General features: G+C 67.2%; 14 protein-coding genes. 8 read left to right on the top strand and 6 right to left on the bottom strand.

Annotated elements, in window-relative coordinates:
* Positions 1-12: 12 nt before the first annotated feature.
* Positions 13-1,665: an FAD-dependent oxidoreductase gene (locus OG921_RS19410; protein WP_266114154.1), complete on the bottom strand. Its 1,653-nt coding sequence runs from the start codon at positions 1,663-1,665 to the stop codon at positions 13-15.
* Positions 1,666-1,815: 150 nt separating this feature from the next.
* Here OG921_RS19410 and OG921_RS19405 point away from each other — a divergent pair, with 150 nt between their 5' ends.
* Positions 1,816-2,472, top strand: coding sequence for a GNAT family N-acetyltransferase (locus OG921_RS19405; RefSeq protein WP_266114153.1), 657 nt, complete (start codon positions 1,816-1,818; stop codon positions 2,470-2,472).
* A 9-nt stretch (positions 2,473-2,481) separates the two neighbouring features.
* On the opposite strand, the gene OG921_RS19400 is transcribed toward OG921_RS19405, so the two are convergent.
* Positions 2,482-3,453, bottom strand: a complete 972-nt coding sequence (locus OG921_RS19400; protein ID WP_266114152.1) for a hypothetical protein — start codon at positions 3,451-3,453, stop codon at positions 2,482-2,484.
* 184 nt (positions 3,454-3,637) lie between these two features.
* Between OG921_RS19400 and OG921_RS19395 the strand changes: the two genes are divergently transcribed.
* Genes OG921_RS19395 through OG921_RS19375 form a run of 5 tightly spaced genes read left to right on the top strand, consistent with a single transcriptional unit; the run spans position 3,638 to position 8,389 of the window.
* Positions 3,638-5,944, top strand: coding sequence for an MMPL family transporter (locus OG921_RS19395; protein WP_266114151.1), 2,307 nt, complete (start codon positions 3,638-3,640; stop codon positions 5,942-5,944).
* A gap of 55 nt (positions 5,945-5,999) precedes the next feature.
* Positions 6,000-6,848, top strand: a complete 849-nt coding sequence (locus tag OG921_RS19390; RefSeq protein ID WP_266114150.1) for an oxidoreductase — start codon at positions 6,000-6,002, stop codon at positions 6,846-6,848.
* Positions 6,848-7,258 carry a YchJ family protein gene (locus OG921_RS19385; RefSeq protein ID WP_266114149.1) on the top strand — a complete coding sequence of 137 codons (411 nt, stop codon included), beginning with the start codon at positions 6,848-6,850 and terminating at the stop codon, positions 7,256-7,258. Before OG921_RS19390 ends, OG921_RS19385 begins: the two co-directional genes overlap by 1 nt.
* A gap of 58 nt (positions 7,259-7,316) precedes the next feature.
* Entirely contained in the window at positions 7,317-7,754 is a 438-nt protein-coding gene (locus OG921_RS19380; protein ID WP_266114271.1) for a TIGR02611 family protein, read from the top strand.
* Complete coding sequence (locus tag OG921_RS19375) at positions 7,754-8,389, top strand: (2Fe-2S)-binding protein (protein ID WP_266114148.1); 636 nt, start codon at positions 7,754-7,756, stop codon at positions 8,387-8,389. The genes OG921_RS19380 and OG921_RS19375 overlap by 1 nt, the downstream gene beginning before the upstream one ends.
* Positions 8,390-8,399: 10 nt before the next feature.
* On the opposite strand, the gene OG921_RS19370 is transcribed toward OG921_RS19375, so the two are convergent.
* A complete protein-coding gene (locus OG921_RS19370) occupies positions 8,400-9,011 on the bottom strand; it encodes a TetR/AcrR family transcriptional regulator (RefSeq protein WP_266114147.1) in 612 nt (203 codons plus the stop codon).
* Positions 9,012-9,205: 194 nt separating this feature from the next.
* On the opposite strand from OG921_RS19370, the gene OG921_RS19365 reads away from it, so the two are divergent.
* Both OG921_RS19365 and OG921_RS19360 read left to right on the top strand, forming a co-directional pair.
* Positions 9,206-10,579, top strand: coding sequence for a wax ester/triacylglycerol synthase domain-containing protein (locus tag OG921_RS19365; RefSeq protein WP_266114146.1), 1,374 nt, complete (start codon positions 9,206-9,208; stop codon positions 10,577-10,579).
* A complete protein-coding gene (locus OG921_RS19360; RefSeq protein ID WP_266114145.1) occupies positions 10,572-11,780 on the top strand; it encodes an alpha/beta hydrolase family protein in 1,209 nt (402 codons plus the stop codon). The genes OG921_RS19365 and OG921_RS19360 overlap by 8 nt, the downstream gene beginning before the upstream one ends.
* Here OG921_RS19360 and OG921_RS19355 read toward each other — a convergent pair.
* Genes OG921_RS19355 through OG921_RS19345 form a run of 3 tightly spaced genes read right to left on the bottom strand, consistent with a single transcriptional unit; the run spans position 11,742 to position 15,513 of the window.
* Positions 11,742-13,109 carry an alpha/beta hydrolase domain-containing protein gene (locus OG921_RS19355; protein ID WP_266114144.1) on the bottom strand — a complete coding sequence of 456 codons (1,368 nt, stop codon included), beginning with the start codon at positions 13,107-13,109 and terminating at the stop codon, positions 11,742-11,744. The genes OG921_RS19360 and OG921_RS19355 overlap by 39 nt on opposite strands.
* Positions 13,106-14,773: an AMP-binding protein gene (locus OG921_RS19350; RefSeq protein ID WP_266114143.1), complete on the bottom strand. Its 1,668-nt coding sequence runs from the start codon at positions 14,771-14,773 to the stop codon at positions 13,106-13,108. Before OG921_RS19350 ends, OG921_RS19355 begins: the two co-directional genes overlap by 4 nt.
* Complete coding sequence (locus tag OG921_RS19345; protein WP_266114270.1) at positions 14,770-15,513, bottom strand: lysophospholipid acyltransferase family protein; 744 nt, start codon at positions 15,511-15,513, stop codon at positions 14,770-14,772. The genes OG921_RS19350 and OG921_RS19345 overlap by 4 nt, the downstream gene beginning before the upstream one ends.
* Positions 15,514-15,751 lie beyond the last annotated feature (238 nt).

Genomic DNA, 15,751 nt, shown 5'->3' with positions numbered 1-15,751 from the left:
GGGCGGCGAAAACTATACGCTCACAGCACCCTTCGCGGTGCTGAGCATCTCGTCGATCGAGACGAACTTGACGCGGGGGCGGGACGTACTGCTGCCCCGGGAGCGCTCGGCCGCGTCGATCGCCTTCCAGCCCTGCCATTCCACCTTGTCCACGCCGCGCTCGTGCAGCAACTTCTCGAGCGAATCGCGATCCTGCACGCCGCGGGTAAGTCGTCCCGCGTCGAAATCCTCCCAGATCTGGCCGACGGTCTGCTCCGCGCAGGTCCGGTTGGTTCCGATGACACCGCGTGGGCCTCGCTTGATCCACCCCGACACGTACACGCCGGGGACTGGTACACCGTCCGCGTCGAGGACGCGGCCCCGGTCGTTGGGCACCACGCCGGCGGCGACATCGTAGGGCAGCCCGGCGATCTCGGTTCCGCGGTAGCCGATCGAACGCAGCACCAACGACGTCTCGATCACGTCGGTGTCGGTCTCGGGGTCGCCCGGTACGAGTCCGCCCGTCGGCCCGAAGGTGTTGCGCAGCACCCGGATGCCGGTGACCTCGTCATCGCCGACGATCTCGACCGGTGATGCCATGAACCGGAAGACGATTCGCTTGTGCTCGGGCGACTGCTCGCGCTCCGCGTACTCGCGCGCGACTTCGAGCTTGAGGGCGGTTTCGACGTCGTCGTCGGGATCGGCCGTCAGGTCGTCGCTTTCGATCACGATGTCGATACCGGGCAGGTTGCCCAACGCCAGGAACTCGCCGGCGGAGAATGCGGCTTCGCGCGGTCCGCGCCGGGCCAGGATGACCACCTCGCGTACGCCGCTGTCGGCCAGCGCCTCGAGCGCGTGCTCGGCGATATCGGTCTTGTGCAGTTGCTCGCGCGACAGCAGGAGCATCCGGGCGACGTCGAGCGCGACGTTGCCGTTGCCGACGATCACGACACGTTCGCCCGACAGGTCGAAGTTGTCGACGGCCCGGTCCGGATGGCCGTTGTACCAGCCGACGAAATCCGACGCGGCGCAGTTGCCCGCCAGCGTCTCACCCGGAATGCCGAGTTCCCGGCTGTTGGACGCGCCGACCGCGTACACCACTGCGTGGTGATGGGCGAGTAGATCCTCGTGGCTGAGATGCTCGCCGATCTCGACATTGAAATGCGGGGCCATGCGCCGGCTGGTGAACGTTTTGGCGAACAGATCGACGATCGACTTGGTATGCAGGTGATCGGGAGCGACGCCGGCGCGAACGAGACCGTAGGGGGTGGGCAGGCGTTCGAACAGATCGACCTCCACACCGGTGATCCGAACCAACTCGTCCGCGGTATAACAGGCGGCCGGTCCGGCGCCGACGACTGCCACGCGTAGCGATCCCGCCTCGACCGGCGGGTGGTTGGCGGCCATGGGGAGCATTTCGGTTTCGAGCGGGTTCTGCTCGAAATAGGCTTCGTTGATCGCCTGGAACCGCTCGAGTTCGGGTGGCAGGTCGGTATCGGCATAGATTGCGCCGACCGGGCACTCCTCCTGGCAGGCGCCGCAGTCGATGCAACTGTTCGGGTCGATGTAGAGCATCTCGGTCCCGGTGAACTCGCCAGCGGAGGCGACCGGGCGGATGCAGTCGACCGGGCAGACCGGAACGCAGCTCGCGTCCTTGCAGCAGTTCTGGGTGATGACGTAGGTCACGACTGGCTCCTCTCGCACTCGCGCGCTCCGCTGACCACACGACCATACATCCTTAATCCCATGTATGGTCAATTGCGCCTCGTCCGCGCGTGCCCGTCGGGAAAGTCGGCGCGCCCGGCGGTCGGTTGAGATGGCACTTACGATGTGCCAATGACCGACCTCGATCGCGCCGCAACCCGTCGTGACATCACCGATGCCTTGCTCACCGCGCTGGAGCGCCGCCACGAAGTCCTCGACGTGATCGTCGACGCGGAGAACCGCGCTGAGGCAGTCGCGGCGATCACTTCGCTCCTCGAAAAATCCGAACTCGGCGCCGAAGCGATTCTGCAAATGTCGCTGGGACAGCTGACCAAGTCCGAGCGCCGCAAGAACCAGGCAGAGCTGGACGACCTCAACAGCCAGCTGACCTTCACCCTCGCCGAACGGCCGGCCAGCAGCGGGGACACTCTGACATTGCGGGTGTTTGCACGCGACGCGGATGCCGACATCTTCGCGGCACGGACCGCCGAGCTCGGTGTGGCCGGCGACGGGTCGGGCGCCCCGGCCGGCGAGATCGAGGACGAGCTCGCGCAGGCGACGGCGCGGGTGGACAACGAGGACGCGGTGTGGCTGGTGGTACTCGAGGGCGCCGACAAGGTCGGCATCGTGTTCGGCGAGCTCACGGGCGGGGAGGTCGACGTGCGGATCTGGATCCATCCCGAGTTCCGCAAGCACGGGTTCGGACTTGCGGCCTTGCGTAAGTCGCGGACCGAGCTGGCGGCGTACTTCCCGGGGGTGCCGCTGGTGGTCCGTGCACCTGGAGCCTGAGGCTGTCGGTCAATCACCCGACTCGTCGGGGCGCGTCGATTCGCCGGGGTTGTCGAACAGGCCTAGCTGCACGGTCCCGCCGGAGGCGCGCGGACCCGGCGGATTCACCGATCCCGGGGACGAATCGCCCAGCGTGGGCGGTAGATGTGCATCGAGTTCGTGCATCGCCGCGTAGAAATCGTGCAAGGCGTTCACCAGATGGCGCGGCACGAAAGGGGATCCGTCCACCCGGGCCGTGACCACAATGCCCGACTCGTCGACCAGCCAGTCCGCAGGCAATCGCAGCCCGAGGGCAAGCACCTCGGCCGCCGCACGTTCCTCGTCCTCGATCTTGCGGTCGAGCAACGTGGAGATCTCCACCACGGGTTCGTGCCGGGCGGCCGCGATCCACAACGGCCCGAAAGCGGCATCGAGTTCGATCATCCCGTCTTCGACGAGATGCGGTTCGTGGCCGAGGGCCTGGCGCATGGTGCGTTCGACGAGCATCTGCAGGTGCCGCCGGCTCGACGGCTGGACGGCCTGACCGAAGTCGAATTCGGGTACCGGCCCCGGATCGCGCAGTGCGAAGGCCGGGGTGGTCCCGCGACCGCCCGTGACACTGTCGAGCAACGTCGGGTGTGGGACGCCCCACAATTCGCGCAGCACCCGGACCGTCATCGCGGCGAGTTCGTCGGACCGGTTCCGCGTGCGGTCGAGGTGGTAGGAGGATGACCCGTTGGGGCCGGGATTCGGCGGCTCCCAGCCGAGGGCGGTGAGCTGCTCGCGCCGCTCCTCGTCGAGCCGGTACACCGGGTGCAGGAACTGGTTGGCCGGCACCTCGCAACGCACGAGATCGCGACCCCAGGCGAAGAACTGAACGCAGGGACTATCTGCGGCGGCAGCCGAGCGTCGGTATTCGAGCAGCAACACGTCGCCGTCTTCCATGGCGGCGACATGGTCCGCGAGCCGGCCGCGGAACCGGCGCCAGGCTTCTGCGTCCATCCTTCCCCCTTCCCCAAACGCCGGGTTTACGAACGCGGGCGTTTACGAACGCGCAGCCTACTCGGCCCCGCTGACAGCTCAGGGTTCTCCCGGATGCAATTGTTGGTGCTGTTCGGAATGATCGGAAGCGGCGTGCCGCCGTTAGCGAGCCGCCGGTGTCGCGTCCGGCTATCGAGGGGAAAAATTGTCCGTCTATCTCTACCGCCTCGGAAGATTTGCTTTCCGCAGGAAATGGATTGTGCTGCCGGTCTGGCTGCTGCTCCTGGTCGGTCTCGGCGTGCTGTCCAGCACGATCGCGCAGCCGATGGAGGACGACTTCAACATCCCGAACCTGCCATCCGAACGCGCGACCGAAATCATGGATGAGCACTTCCCGGGCAGGTCGGCTGCATTCGCGTTCGATGCCGTGACCGGCACCTATGTCATCGCGGCGCCGGAGGGCAGCAAGCTCACCGATCCGCAGTACAGCGCCGCCCTCGACGGCCTGGTGACGGAGTTGAATGGGCTCGACATCGTGGATCACAAGAAGCCGCTGACCAGCCCGCTCACCTCGGCAGCCGATATGGGGTGCCTGGTCGCCGACCGATCGGGGCCCACTTATATCGAGGATTGCTCGGGCGCCCCGCTCAACGTTCTGAACGAGGCCACCCCGGATTCGGTCGCGTTGCTCGACGTGTCATTCGGGATCGAGAAGTGGCAGGACGTCACCGCCGCAGACCGCGAGGCCGCGAATGCTGCGGCCGACGCGGCTCGCGCCGCGGGACTCGACGTCCAGCTCGCGGGCAGCATCGCGCAAGAGGGCGATGATCCGGGTGGTAGCGCCGAACTGATCGGCATGGGCGTCGCGTTCATCGTGATGATCATCGCGTTCGGTGCGCTGCTGGCCGCCGTCGTGCCGATCATCACCGCGATCGTGGGCCTTGCCGCCGCGACGATGCTCATCACCGTCGGCACGTCGATAACCACGATTCCGTCCTTCACCACCTTCCTCGCGACCATGGTCGGTATTGCGCTTTCGATCGATTACGCGCTGTTCATCGTCTCGCGGTACAAGCACGAACTCGCGGTCTGTGAGACCCCCGAAGAGGCTGCCGGCCGGGCGGTGGGCACCGCCGGTTCCGCAGTGGTGTTCGCCGGCTTGACGGTCTTCATCGCCCTGTGCGGTTTGAGCATCATCGGCGTCTCCTTCATGACGTGGATGGGTCTCGGCGGAGCAGTCGCGGCGCTGATGGCGGTTATCGTCGCGCTCACACTGATGCCCGCGCTGCTCGGCGCGTTCGGACGTTTCCTGTTCCGTCCGAAGGTTCCGTTCGTTGGGAAGGTCGATCCCGAGGACGACACGCAGCGCACGGTTGGCCAGCGGATCGCCGAACTGATCGCGCGGAAACCTGCGATCGCGCTGACCGGCGCCGTCGCGATACTCGCCGCGTTCGCAATCCCAGCTATCGGACTGCAGATCGGATTGCCCGGCGACGAAAGCATGCCGGCCGACACGAGCATTCGGCAGGCCTACGATTTGCGCACCGAGGGCTTCGGCGAGGGCACCAACGGCATCCTGCAGATCGCCGCGGACCTGTCCGCGGTCCCCGAGGAGCAGCGCGACGAGGCACTCGCCGCGCTGCGCGGCAAGTTGGAGTCCTTCGACGAGATGGATTACGTCGTCGGTCCGCAGCGCAGCGATGACGGCTCAGGCGCCCTGTTCCAGGGTGTGCCGCAATCGGGACCGAACAACCAGGACACCAAGGATCTCGTCAAGGATGTGCGCGCCGAGGAGGCGGCACTGAACCAGCAGTTCGGCATCGAGTACGGCGTCACGGGCACCACGGCGATATTCGCCGATGTGGATGGCAAGTTGCTCGGCTCGATCGTGCCGTATCTGGCGATCATTGTGATTGCGGCGTTCCTGCTGCTGATAGCCGTGTTCCGGTCGGTCATCGTGCCGTTGCTGGGCGCGCTCGGGTTCGTGTTGTCGATGGCGGCGACCTTCGGTGCGACCGTGCTGATCTTCCAGGACGGCGCACTGGGTCTGGTTGAGGATCCACACCCTCTCACAACGTTCCTGCCGATCATGCTGATCGGGCTCGTCTTCGGCCTCGCGATGGACTACCAGGTCTTCCTGGTGACGCGGATCCGCGAGGAACACGTACACGGTGCTCCTGCCACGGAAGCAATGGTGCGTGGCTACCACCACGGTGCCCGAGTCGTGACGGCCGCGGCGATCATCATGATCTCGGTGTTCGGCGCATTTCTGCTGGAATCCAACACGGCCGCGAAGTCGATGGGATTTGCATTGGCCGCAGGCGTCTTTTTCGACGCGTTCATCGTGCGCATGGTGCTCGTGCCGGCGGTGCTCGTGTTGGTCGGGGATCGCGCCTGGTGGCTGCCGCACTGGTTGGATCGGATCGTGCCCAGCATGGACGTCGAGGGCGAGAAGCTCGGACCGCGCAAGTCTGCGCCCCAAGCTGCGGAACCGGTTCTGGTCGAGGGCTGAGGAGACAGTCGAGATCCAGCTCTACTATCGGACCCGACGGCGAAGGGAGAGTTCGGTGGACAAGTCGAGTGCGGTACTGATCACCGGGTGTTCGAGCGGAATCGGCGCCGCGACCGCGGCGGAACTGGCCGGGCACGGCTTCACTGTCTACGCCACCGCGCGCAAACCGGAGACGCTGCAGGAGTTGGCCGAACTCGGTTGCCGCACAATGGCACTCGACGTCACCGACGAGGCGTCGATGGCCGCTGCTGTCGCCGAGGTCGAGCGCGAGTCCGGCCCGATCGGTGCGTTGATCAACAACGCCGGCTATTCGCAGTCGGGCGCGGTCGAGTCGATCCCACTCGACGAGATCCGCCGCCAGTTCGAGACGAATGTCTTCGGTCTGATCCGGATGAGTCAACTCGTCCTGCCCGGAATGCGGGAGGCAGGGCGTGGACGCGTCGTCAATATCGGGTCAATGGGCGGCAGGCTCACGTTCCCCGGTGGTGGGATCTACCATGCCACCAAGTACGCAGTCGAGGCCGTCTCCGATGCGATGCGCTTCGAGGTACAGGGGTTCGGTGTGAATGTCGTGCTGATCGAACCCGGTTTGATCCGAACGGAATTCGAGCGCGCGGCGACCGCCTCGATGGACGCGATCGATACCGACAGCCCGTACGCGCATTTCAACTCCAAACTCGCGGACACCATGGCGAGCGTGTACAACGGCCCGATCGGGAAGGCGCTCGGCGGGGATTCGGATGCGGTCGCGAAGGTCGTGCGCAAGGCGCTCGAGGCGAACCGGCCGCGGGCGCGGTACACGGTGACCGCGTCGGCCAAACTCGGTATCGCACAGCATGCCGTCACTCCGGATCGGGTGTGGGATCTCGCGATGCGGGCTCAGTTCCCGGTGCCCAAACCGTGATGGCGGCCGACCGGACAGTGGACCCGGTCGGGACGCGACGCTGTCCCTGCGGGACGGGGGAGGTTATCGACAACTGCTGTGGGCCGGTACTCGCCGGGACGATGGCCGCGCCGACCGCAGAACGGTTGATGCGCTCGCGGTTCACCGCGTTCGCGATCGGTAATGCCGACTATCTGCGGGTCAGCTGGCATCCTCGGACCCGGCCGGAACACATCGATCTCGATCCCGAGCAACGCTGGCTGTTTCTGGAGATCCTCGAGACGGCCGCGGGCGGCCTACTCGACACCGACGGCGTCGTCGAATTTCGCGCGCACTACCGCGACCCGGCCGGTCGCGGCGAACTGCACGAGCGGAGCCGATTCGCCCGACTCGACGGACGATGGGTTTACCTGGACGGCGCGCTCCGATGACCGCGTGCCGACGGTATTCTGACGGCAGCAATCAATCGAACCGATCGGGGAGGGCACGCTGAGCGAGCAGGAAGTTCGACTCGATCAGCCGACCGACGAATCCCGCGGCCGCTGGGGGCAATGGCGGGCCCGGATCGCCCAACGCCGGACCGCGAATCTGGTCTATCGGATCGCGGTCGGCGTGATCGGCACGCTGGTGCTCGCGGCCGGCATCGTCGCGATTCCGTACCCCGGTCCCGGCTGGTTGATCGTCTTCGCCGGTCTCGGCATCCTCGCCTCCGAATTCGCCTGGGCGCACCGCGTGCTCAGCTTCGTTCGGGAACGATACGACCGATTCATGGAGTGGTTCGGCCGCCAAGGGGCCATCGTCAAGACCCTCAGCCTGGTGCTCACCTTCGCGGTTGTCGTGCTCACGCTGTGGCTGCTCGGCACCTTCGGCCTGATCGGTGGCTGGCTTGGCTTCGAGCAGGACTGGCTGGGCAGTCCGATCTTCTGATGACCACCGCGCCGACCGCCGTCGGTGGCGTGTACCTGACACAGCCGGACACGCTGTCATCGCTGATTCACGAACTCGGTGCGCAATGGCGTCTGCCCGACCCGCGGGTGGCGGGCACGCTGTGGTGGTACATGGCCTGCGACGTGCTGCTGGGCGGCCCCGTTCGTGCGATCGCGCGCGCCGAGGCGATTCCCGACCCGTCGCTGGATCGGGCCGTCGTCACACTGCGTCCGGATGCTGGTGTCGCCGCTGTCCGCTACCTCGGAACCTGCGCGTCGCCGGAGCACGCGCAGCAGGCCTTGCACGAGACTCTGGAGCAGGTCATCGAACCGCTCGCGGCGGTGAGTGGTGCCGCGCCCGCGGCGCTGCGTGCGGTGGTGACCGACGCGATCGGCAACCTCGCGCTTACCGCCGCCCGTGATCAGGATGGCGCGGTTGCCGTGGCGCGCGCGCTCATCGAGGGTATCGGCGACCTGCCGCGGTCACGTTTCGTCGACGTCACGGGTCGCCGGTTTGTGCACCGGGTCTCCTGCTGCATGGTGGATCGGATGTCCGGTGCCGACATGTGCATCAGTTGTCCTCGCCGGGACGGGGCCGAACGCGCCGAACTGCTCGCGCGCATGGCGGCCGAGTAGCGGCAGGCACTCAGCGGTGTGCGGGCGCCGCCGCGTCACTGGCGGTGAGCACCGCCGCCGTCACGGCCCCGCGCACGACCTGCGCGAGCACCGAATCGAGGTTGTCGGTGGCGCCGACGAAGAAACCGGTGAGTTCGAGCGAGATGTAGCCGTGAATGGCCGAGAACAATGCGAGCTGAGTCTGCAGGACGAGATCATCGGGCACGCCCGCAGTGCGGATCATCACCGCGAGCGCGGCCGCCGCATCGGTGCTCGCTTCCAGATAGGCATGCCGGTCCAGCGGGGTCCTGGTCATCGCGATGTAGCGATGCGGAGCCGCGCGAGCGAACGCCGTGAATGCCTCAGCGAGGGCGTGCACCCCGTCGACGCCGGTCCGACCCATGGCTGCGGTGCGCATCTCGTGGCCGAGTCGACGCATCGCGCGGGTCTGAATGGCGGCGCGCAGGTCATCGAGGTTGTGCACGTGGTTGTAGAGCGACGACACGCGAACATCGAGTTCGAGCGCGAGCGAGGTCATCGTCAGCGCGTCGTACCCATTGCGATCGACGAGGGTCTCCGCAGCGGCGATGACGCTCTCGTGGTCGAGTCGGCGCCGGCGCTCGCGGAGTGGTAGTTCGGTCATCGACGGTCCTCCATCTGTGAATGACCTTAGCAATTCACCGTGGTGATAACGGCAAGATTTCCGCGGATATGCCGGACTTGCGCGGCCTGCGCTCTCGAATTGACGCAACCCACACGTGCTGGTACGAATGATATTCGTAACGAGGTGTCATGTTTATAGGTTTCCGCGCCTGCTTTTGGGGGAAGGCTCGACACATGGAGCGATTCACGGGATCGGAAGCGCTCTTCCTGAATATGGAAGACGCCAACACGCCGATGCACACATTGAAGGTCGCCGTGCTCGACTCGTCGCGGCGCGGACGGGCGATCACGCTCGACGAGCTGCGGGCGGCAGTCCAGCCTTATCTCGGGCTCGTGCCGCGCAGCACACAGCGTGTCACCTCGGTGCGTGGCTTCGGGGCGCGGCCGTTCTGGGTGGACGACCCCGACTTCGACCTCGCCGCGCACCTCGACGAGGTCACGCTGCTGACCGGCGAAGACCTGGACCCGCTGTGCGCCCGGCTCGCCGAGCGCAAGCTCGACCGTGCCCGACCGTTGTGGGCGATGACGCTGGTGCACGGTCTACCCGGTGGCCGTCAGGCCGTCGTTGTGCGCGTGCACCATGCGATCTGCGACGGTCTCGCGGCACTAAACACGATGATCGCCGCCACCGCTCCCGATCCAGGTGCCATCGCGACGCAATGCGCGCCACGGACGCCGGTGCACGCTACGCCCGCCGCGCTGCGCAGGTCGGCCGTGGTCGACGCCGTGCAGTCGCTGCGTGGGCTCGGCGGACTGGCGGGGGAGCTGGGGCGCAGTCGGCGCAGGGCCGCCGAATTCGGACGGAGCGAGGACCTGCCGCCCCGGTTCGGTGCACGCCGTACGGGCTTCAACACGCCGAGTGGCGCGGACCGCGTGTGCGTTTCCGCGTCGCTCGACTTCGGTGCGATCAAGTCGGTGGCCGACCACACCGGAGCGAAGGTCAACGGAGTATTGCACGCGGTCGTGGCGGGCGCGGTCCGGTCCGAACTGCTCGCCCGCGGCGAATCGCCCGATCGGCCGTCGGTCGCCACCTTCGGCGTGGCCGCGGACCTGAAGTCCAAGCGGCGCTGGGGAAATGCGATCGCGACCGCGAGTGTGTACCTGCGCACCGAGCTCGCCGACCCGGCCGAGCGGTTGGAAGCGACCTCGCGAAGCTGCGATCAGGCCGTCCGACTGCGGCGCAGCCTCGGTTTCGACCTCACCGAACGCACCACGACCTACACCGCCCGCATCGCGCCTCGGCTGCGGGCGTTATTCGCGGACCGGCTGCCACGCATCGTCAACAACATCACCACCGCGAACGTGTCCGGTCCGGCGCATACCCGCTGGATCGGCGACATCGAGGTCGTCGACTGGATCTCGTTCGCCGTCGCGGTCGCGCCGGCCGACGTCAACCTCACCGCCTACAGCTATGCGGGACGGCTCTCGGTCGGCATCGTGGCCACCCCGGAGTCGCTGCCCGACCCGCCGCGGTTCGCCTGCTACCTCGAGCAAGCACTGGATGAACTGTCCGCCGCCGTGTCGACGCCGGAGCGCGCGTATGGCTGAGCGGTCGAACGCGGCGCCCTGTGCCGAACCCGTCGAGCTGATGCTCAGCCGGTTCGGGCTGCTCGCGGCGGTGCTGCCGCGCTCGGTTGCCAGCGTTGTCGCGGCGAATCGGCGCAGTGCCGATGCCGCCGTCCCGCCGGGCGCGGTGGCGATGCGGCCGTTCGGTGAGACGGTGATCGACGAATTCTTCGTCGCCGCCAGCTCCTTCGTGCGCCGTGTACCCGATGAACCGACGTTGGCTCGGGCCGTGGACCGGTGCGCGGCCGTCGCGGACGAGTTGGCCGAATTGGGCGTCGCCGGCTGTAATCCTGCGCCGGGCCCGCTCGAACGACACACGCTGGTCAAGCGGCAGTTCGGCGGGATTCGTTTCGAACGGCTGAATTTCCGCAGCGCGCCGCGGCTTCCGGACGTGTTGGCCCGGGCCGGCCACGCGGAGCCCGAGAACGCGACCCTGCGTCTCGTCGGCAAGCTCGACGAGCCGCGGCATTGGGTGGTCTGGCTGCACGGCGCCGGTCAGGGTCGCCCCGATGACCTGGTTTCCTTGCGCGCCCGTCACTTACACGAAGAACTCGGCTTGAACGTCGCATTGCCGGTGCTTCCATTGCACGGAAATCGTCGCCGTCGCGGCCACCCGTACCCGGGATTCGATCCGCTGGAGAACATCGCGACCGCGCTCCGTGCCGTGTCCGACGTGCGCGCCGTGATTCGGTGGGTGGCCGACCAAGGTGCCCGCTCGATCACCCTGGTCGGACTCTCGCTCGGCGGACAGACCGCCGCGCTCGCCGCGGCGCTCGAGCCCGAGGTGTCCGGCATCGCCGTCGTCGTGCCGATGCTCGACCTGCACGAGACGCTTGCGCACCACCTCGAGCGCGCCGGCGGGCGCGGGGCACGGTTGGCCGCATTGCTGCGGTCCGAGTCGATCCGGACCGCGAACGCTGCCGTCGACCCGGCGACCGTCGCACCGAGCGCCCCCGCAGCGCGGCGCCTCGTCGTCGCGGCGACGAACGACCGAGTGACCTCGCCGATCGCGGCAGCCCGGCTGCACGATTCCTGGGGTGGCCGGGTGCACTGGCACCCCGGCGGTCATGTCGGAACGATCCTGTCCCACGAGACCCGTTCGGTGCTCGACGAATTCATCGGCGAGATTGGCGCCGATACGGATTCACTCCGGGATGAGGTCCGGCTCGGCCTCGGCAAGTAGCGCGTCGCGATCCTCGGCCAGGACGAATCCCACGGCGATGGCGGCATCGACGGCCCGTGCGTACCGGTCGAGATAATCGGCGCGCGAGGCGTACAACTCCCCGAGCCGACCGCTGTCGAGCGGGGTCGTGCTGCCGAACAATCGGCAGATTCGGGACGCCTCGGGATCGGTGAATCCGGATAGCACGCTGACCGGTGCCTCGACGGCCGGAGTACGCACACCGCCTTCGACATTGCCGTTCGCGTCCAGGACGAACTCACTGTCCTCGTCCTCGCCGGTGATCGCGAGCCGTGCCGCCGCGGGCGCGGGCGCGCCGCCGCGTGCCCACGTGTCGAGGTGGCGCAGCGCGGCGCGCAGCACGTAGGCCTGCTGACCGCGGTTGACCGGTTCGGGGCAGGAGAGGAAGGACTCGAACTCGCCGATCTGAAACTTGTCGGCATGCGCGGTACCGGCGATCTCCCAGAGCCGAAAGAGGTCCGAATCCGGCTGGCGCGCCGGGAGATAGGCCAGGTCGTCGAACAGATCGGTCTCGGTCTGCACCACGATCACCGGCACCTTCAGATCGTCGCGGATCCGGGTCGGCACGCCTGATTTCGCGAAGGCGAGGTTCACTCCCGCGCCCACCTCGCCGAGCGGCGCAACCGCGCCGCCACGGCTGTGGATGAGGTAGCCGTCGAACACACCGCGCAACGGCGCGACCCCGTTCACATAGGTGGAGAGTGCGAACGCGGATTGCGATTCGCCGATGCCGAGGCGGCGTTCGACGCGTAGGCCGGCGAGCGGATCGTCCGCGGCACCCGCGCCGAGCGCGGCGCCGATGCGGCTGAAGATGTCGTAGCAGAACGCGTCGCCGGGATGGTCGAGCGCCCAATAGCGCTCGGCATCAACCTGTTTGAGGCCGTTTCCGGCCGCCACGTCCAGGCCGACGAGGGAGTGTCCACCCTCGACGCCGATCATCTGGGCCGAGACACCGGCCCACGCGTACCCGCCGCGGACCAGTTCGGCGGCCAGGTAGGTGTAGTCCGGGGCGGCGTCCTGTCCGCTGCTGACATTGAGCCACTCGACCACCACGGTGCCGTTGAATCCGGCGGGTTCGGTGGGACGCCGGACGACGACGCGGGTGGTGAATGCCGCCTCGATCGAATCGGACAGTTCATACCGCCCATCGGCGGGCAGTTCGGGTGCGGTGTAGGACGTAGCGATTCCGGAAACCTGATACTCGGTCTCGGAGTATCCCGCCTCGCCGAGATCCGGCCCGGACGATGCGGCGACGAGCGCCGGTGCCCGTCCGCCGGTCAATACCGAGAACGACAGCGCCGCGTCGGTCAATTCGCCTCCTCGATCAGTTCACGCTTGACCACTTTGCCGGTTGCGTTGCGCGGCAACGTGTCCAGGAACGACACCGCCCGCGGCACCTTGTAGCCGGCCAGCTGCTGCTTCACATAGCTCTGCAGATCCTCCGCGGAGGCGTCCTCGCCCGGTCGCAGCACGACGAACGCGGCCAGTCGCTGCCCGAACTTGTCGTCGTCGACCCCGATCACCGCGGCTTCGAGGACCGCCGGGTGGGCGTCGAGGGTCTGTTCGACCTCGAGCGGATAGACGTTCTCGCCACCGGAGACGATCATGTCGTCGTCCCGTCCGACCACGAACAGCCGGCCGTTCTCGTCGATGCGGCCGAGATCCCCGGAGAGCATGTAATTCTCGTGAAAGTCCTTGGTGTCACCGGAGGTATAGCCTTCGAACTGGGACTCGCTGTAGACCGCAATGGCGCCGATCGTGTCGACCGGGGCCTCGTTGCGGGCCTCGTCGAGAATGCGCACCGACGTGCCGTCCAACGGCCGTCCGGCGGTATCGGGTGCGGCGCGCAGGTCGGTGGGCGTCGCCGTACTGATCAGCCCGGCCTCGGTGGCGTTGTAGCTGTTGTAGACGACATCGCCGAAGCGATCCATGAACGCGACGGTCGCCTCCGGGCGCATGCGCGAGCCGCTGACCGTGACGAAACGCAGTGATCGCAGCCGGAACTCGTCGAGTTTCTCGCTCGGCAACTCCATGATGCGTTCCAGCATCACCGGGACGAGCGCCAAGCCGGTGGCGTCGTTGTCCTCGACCATGCGCAGTGTCTCCACCGGATCGAACTTGCGTCGCATCACGACGGTGCAGCACATGCTCGCGGCGATGGCGAGCTGGCCGAACCCCCAGGCATGGAAGATCGGTGCGGCCACAACCGTGGTCTGCTCGGCTTTCCAAGGGATTCGGGCCAGCATCGCCGCGAGCGACAGGGCGCCGCCGCTGCTACCCGATCGTCGTGCCCCCTTCGGTGTGCCCGTCGTACCCGAGGTGAGCAGCACGACGCGGCCGGGTGTCGCCGGCTTTGCGGCACGCGCACCGAGGTTGGCCCGGATGAGGTCGTCGATGGTGGGGATCTCGCTCGCTCCGGTGTCAACTGCGTCGCTCGCTCCGGTGGTCCACGCGATCAACTCGCGCAGGTCGGGGTTGTGTTGGCGAGCCTGGTCGACGATCCCGGCGAACTCCTCGTCGTAGACGATCACCTCTGCCGACTCCCGGCGCAGCACATCGGACAGCTGCGGCCCCGAGAAGCCGGTGTTGAGCAACAGTGCATCCGCGCCCAGTTTTCCTGCGGCACCGAGCATTTCGACGAGCCCGGCATGGTTGCGGCACAATACGGCAACGGTCGTGGGGCGGGTCGGTCCAAAGGTTGCAAGGCCGGCGGCGAGTGCGTCGCAGCGACGGTCCAGCTGCGCCCAGGTGAGCTCACCGCGTTCGTCGACGATGGCCGTTGCGTCCGGTCGGCGAATGGCCGACAGGCTGAGGCCGGTCAGGGGAGTGGTGCCCTGCCTGCGCAACAGGGCGATCATCCGTACGTACTTGGCAGGCGTGCTCGGTGCGATCATTCCGCTGCCGACCAGTGTCCGGGCCAGCCACGCCAGGTGGCCGATCCGTCCTCGGATACCGGGGCGCCCCGCGGTACTCATCCCAGCACCGGGAACCTGCGCGCGGCCGCGAGTTCGTCGAGCGCGGTCTGCATCCGCTTGCGTACCTCTCGGTCCACCTCGGCGATGTCGGGGTCGTCGCCGAACTCCGCGCGGATATCGATCGGTTCGAGCACCCTGGTGCTGATCTTGGCCGGCAACGGGAAGTTGGGCGGCACGCCGAGGGTGAAGCCGAACGGCAGCCCGAAGGTGATCGGTGCGATTTTCGAGCGCAGCAGCTTCGCCATCCCGAGGCGCTCCATCAGTCCCTCGCCGCGGGTGAGGAACAGCTGCACTTCCTGGCCGCCGATGCTCACCACCGGTACCAGCGGCACGTCCGCTTCCAGCGCGGCGCGTACGTAGCCGGTGTGCCCGGCGAAGTCGATGGTGTTCGCCTCCGCGGTCGGCCGGTAGGCGTCGTAGTCGCCACCCGGGAAAACGATCGTGACGGCGCCGGAGCGCAGCACCTGCGCGGCCGTCTTGCGGTCGGCTTTCACGAACCCGGCGCGGTCCATCAGGTACTTCGCCGGACCGACGAACAACATGTCGTGCGCGAGGGTGTAGAGCGGGCGCTCGACGCCGAATCGCTCGGCGAACGCGACGGCGATGACCGGGACGTCCATCGCGAGCAGGCCGCCGGAATGATTGGACACCAGGAGCGCCCCACCAACGGCTGGGACGTTGTCGATACCCTCGACGGCGGAACGGAACCAACCCTTCACCGCGAGCTTCAGCAGCGGCATCACTCGTTCCAGAAACTCGGGGTCACGGCGGCCGCCCGACGGCGGCGTGACGTCGTAGTCCTCGGGTTCTTGCAGGTCGACGGCTTCCGGCTCAGCAATTTCTACGTCGGAATCGACTGTTCGGACGGTGGTCATGTTTCCCCCATAGTTGGTCCGGACTTGACCAATATTAGAACGTGTTCTCATTTCTGGCCACCTCCGAGGCGGTTGGACGCCCGGACTGGCACCGCGCTGTCCT

The sequence above is a fragment of the Aldersonia sp. NBC_00410 genome, assembly GCF_026342035.1.
Lineage (GTDB): Bacteria > Actinomycetota > Actinomycetes > Mycobacteriales > Mycobacteriaceae > Aldersonia.
The sequence above is the reverse complement of the archived record's forward strand: the minus strand, read 5'-3'. Positions and strand labels throughout refer to the sequence as shown.

Excerpts from the sequence above, each read along its gene's own strand:
- OG921_RS19405 (WP_266114153.1), top strand. The coding sequence starts at position 1,816 with ATGACCGACCTCGATCGCGCCGCAACCCGTCGTGACATCACCGATGCC.
- OG921_RS19400 (WP_266114152.1), bottom strand. The coding sequence starts at position 3,453 with ATGGACGCAGAAGCCTGGCGCCGGTTCCGCGGCCGGCTCGCGGACCAT.
- OG921_RS19385 (WP_266114149.1), top strand. The coding sequence starts at position 6,848 with ATGGCGGCCGACCGGACAGTGGACCCGGTCGGGACGCGACGCTGTCCC.
- OG921_RS19375 (WP_266114148.1), top strand. The coding sequence starts at position 7,754 with ATGACCACCGCGCCGACCGCCGTCGGTGGCGTGTACCTGACACAGCCG.
- OG921_RS19370 (WP_266114147.1), bottom strand. The coding sequence starts at position 9,011 with ATGACCGAACTACCACTCCGCGAGCGCCGGCGCCGACTCGACCACGAG.
- OG921_RS19365 (WP_266114146.1), top strand. The coding sequence starts at position 9,206 with ATGGAGCGATTCACGGGATCGGAAGCGCTCTTCCTGAATATGGAAGAC.
- OG921_RS19360 (WP_266114145.1), top strand. The coding sequence starts at position 10,572 with ATGGCTGAGCGGTCGAACGCGGCGCCCTGTGCCGAACCCGTCGAGCTG.
- OG921_RS19350 (WP_266114143.1), bottom strand. The coding sequence starts at position 14,773 with ATGAGTACCGCGGGGCGCCCCGGTATCCGAGGACGGATCGGCCACCTG.
- OG921_RS19345 (WP_266114270.1), bottom strand. The coding sequence starts at position 15,513 with ATGCCGCTGCTGAAGCTCGCGGTGAAGGGTTGGTTCCGTTCCGCCGTC.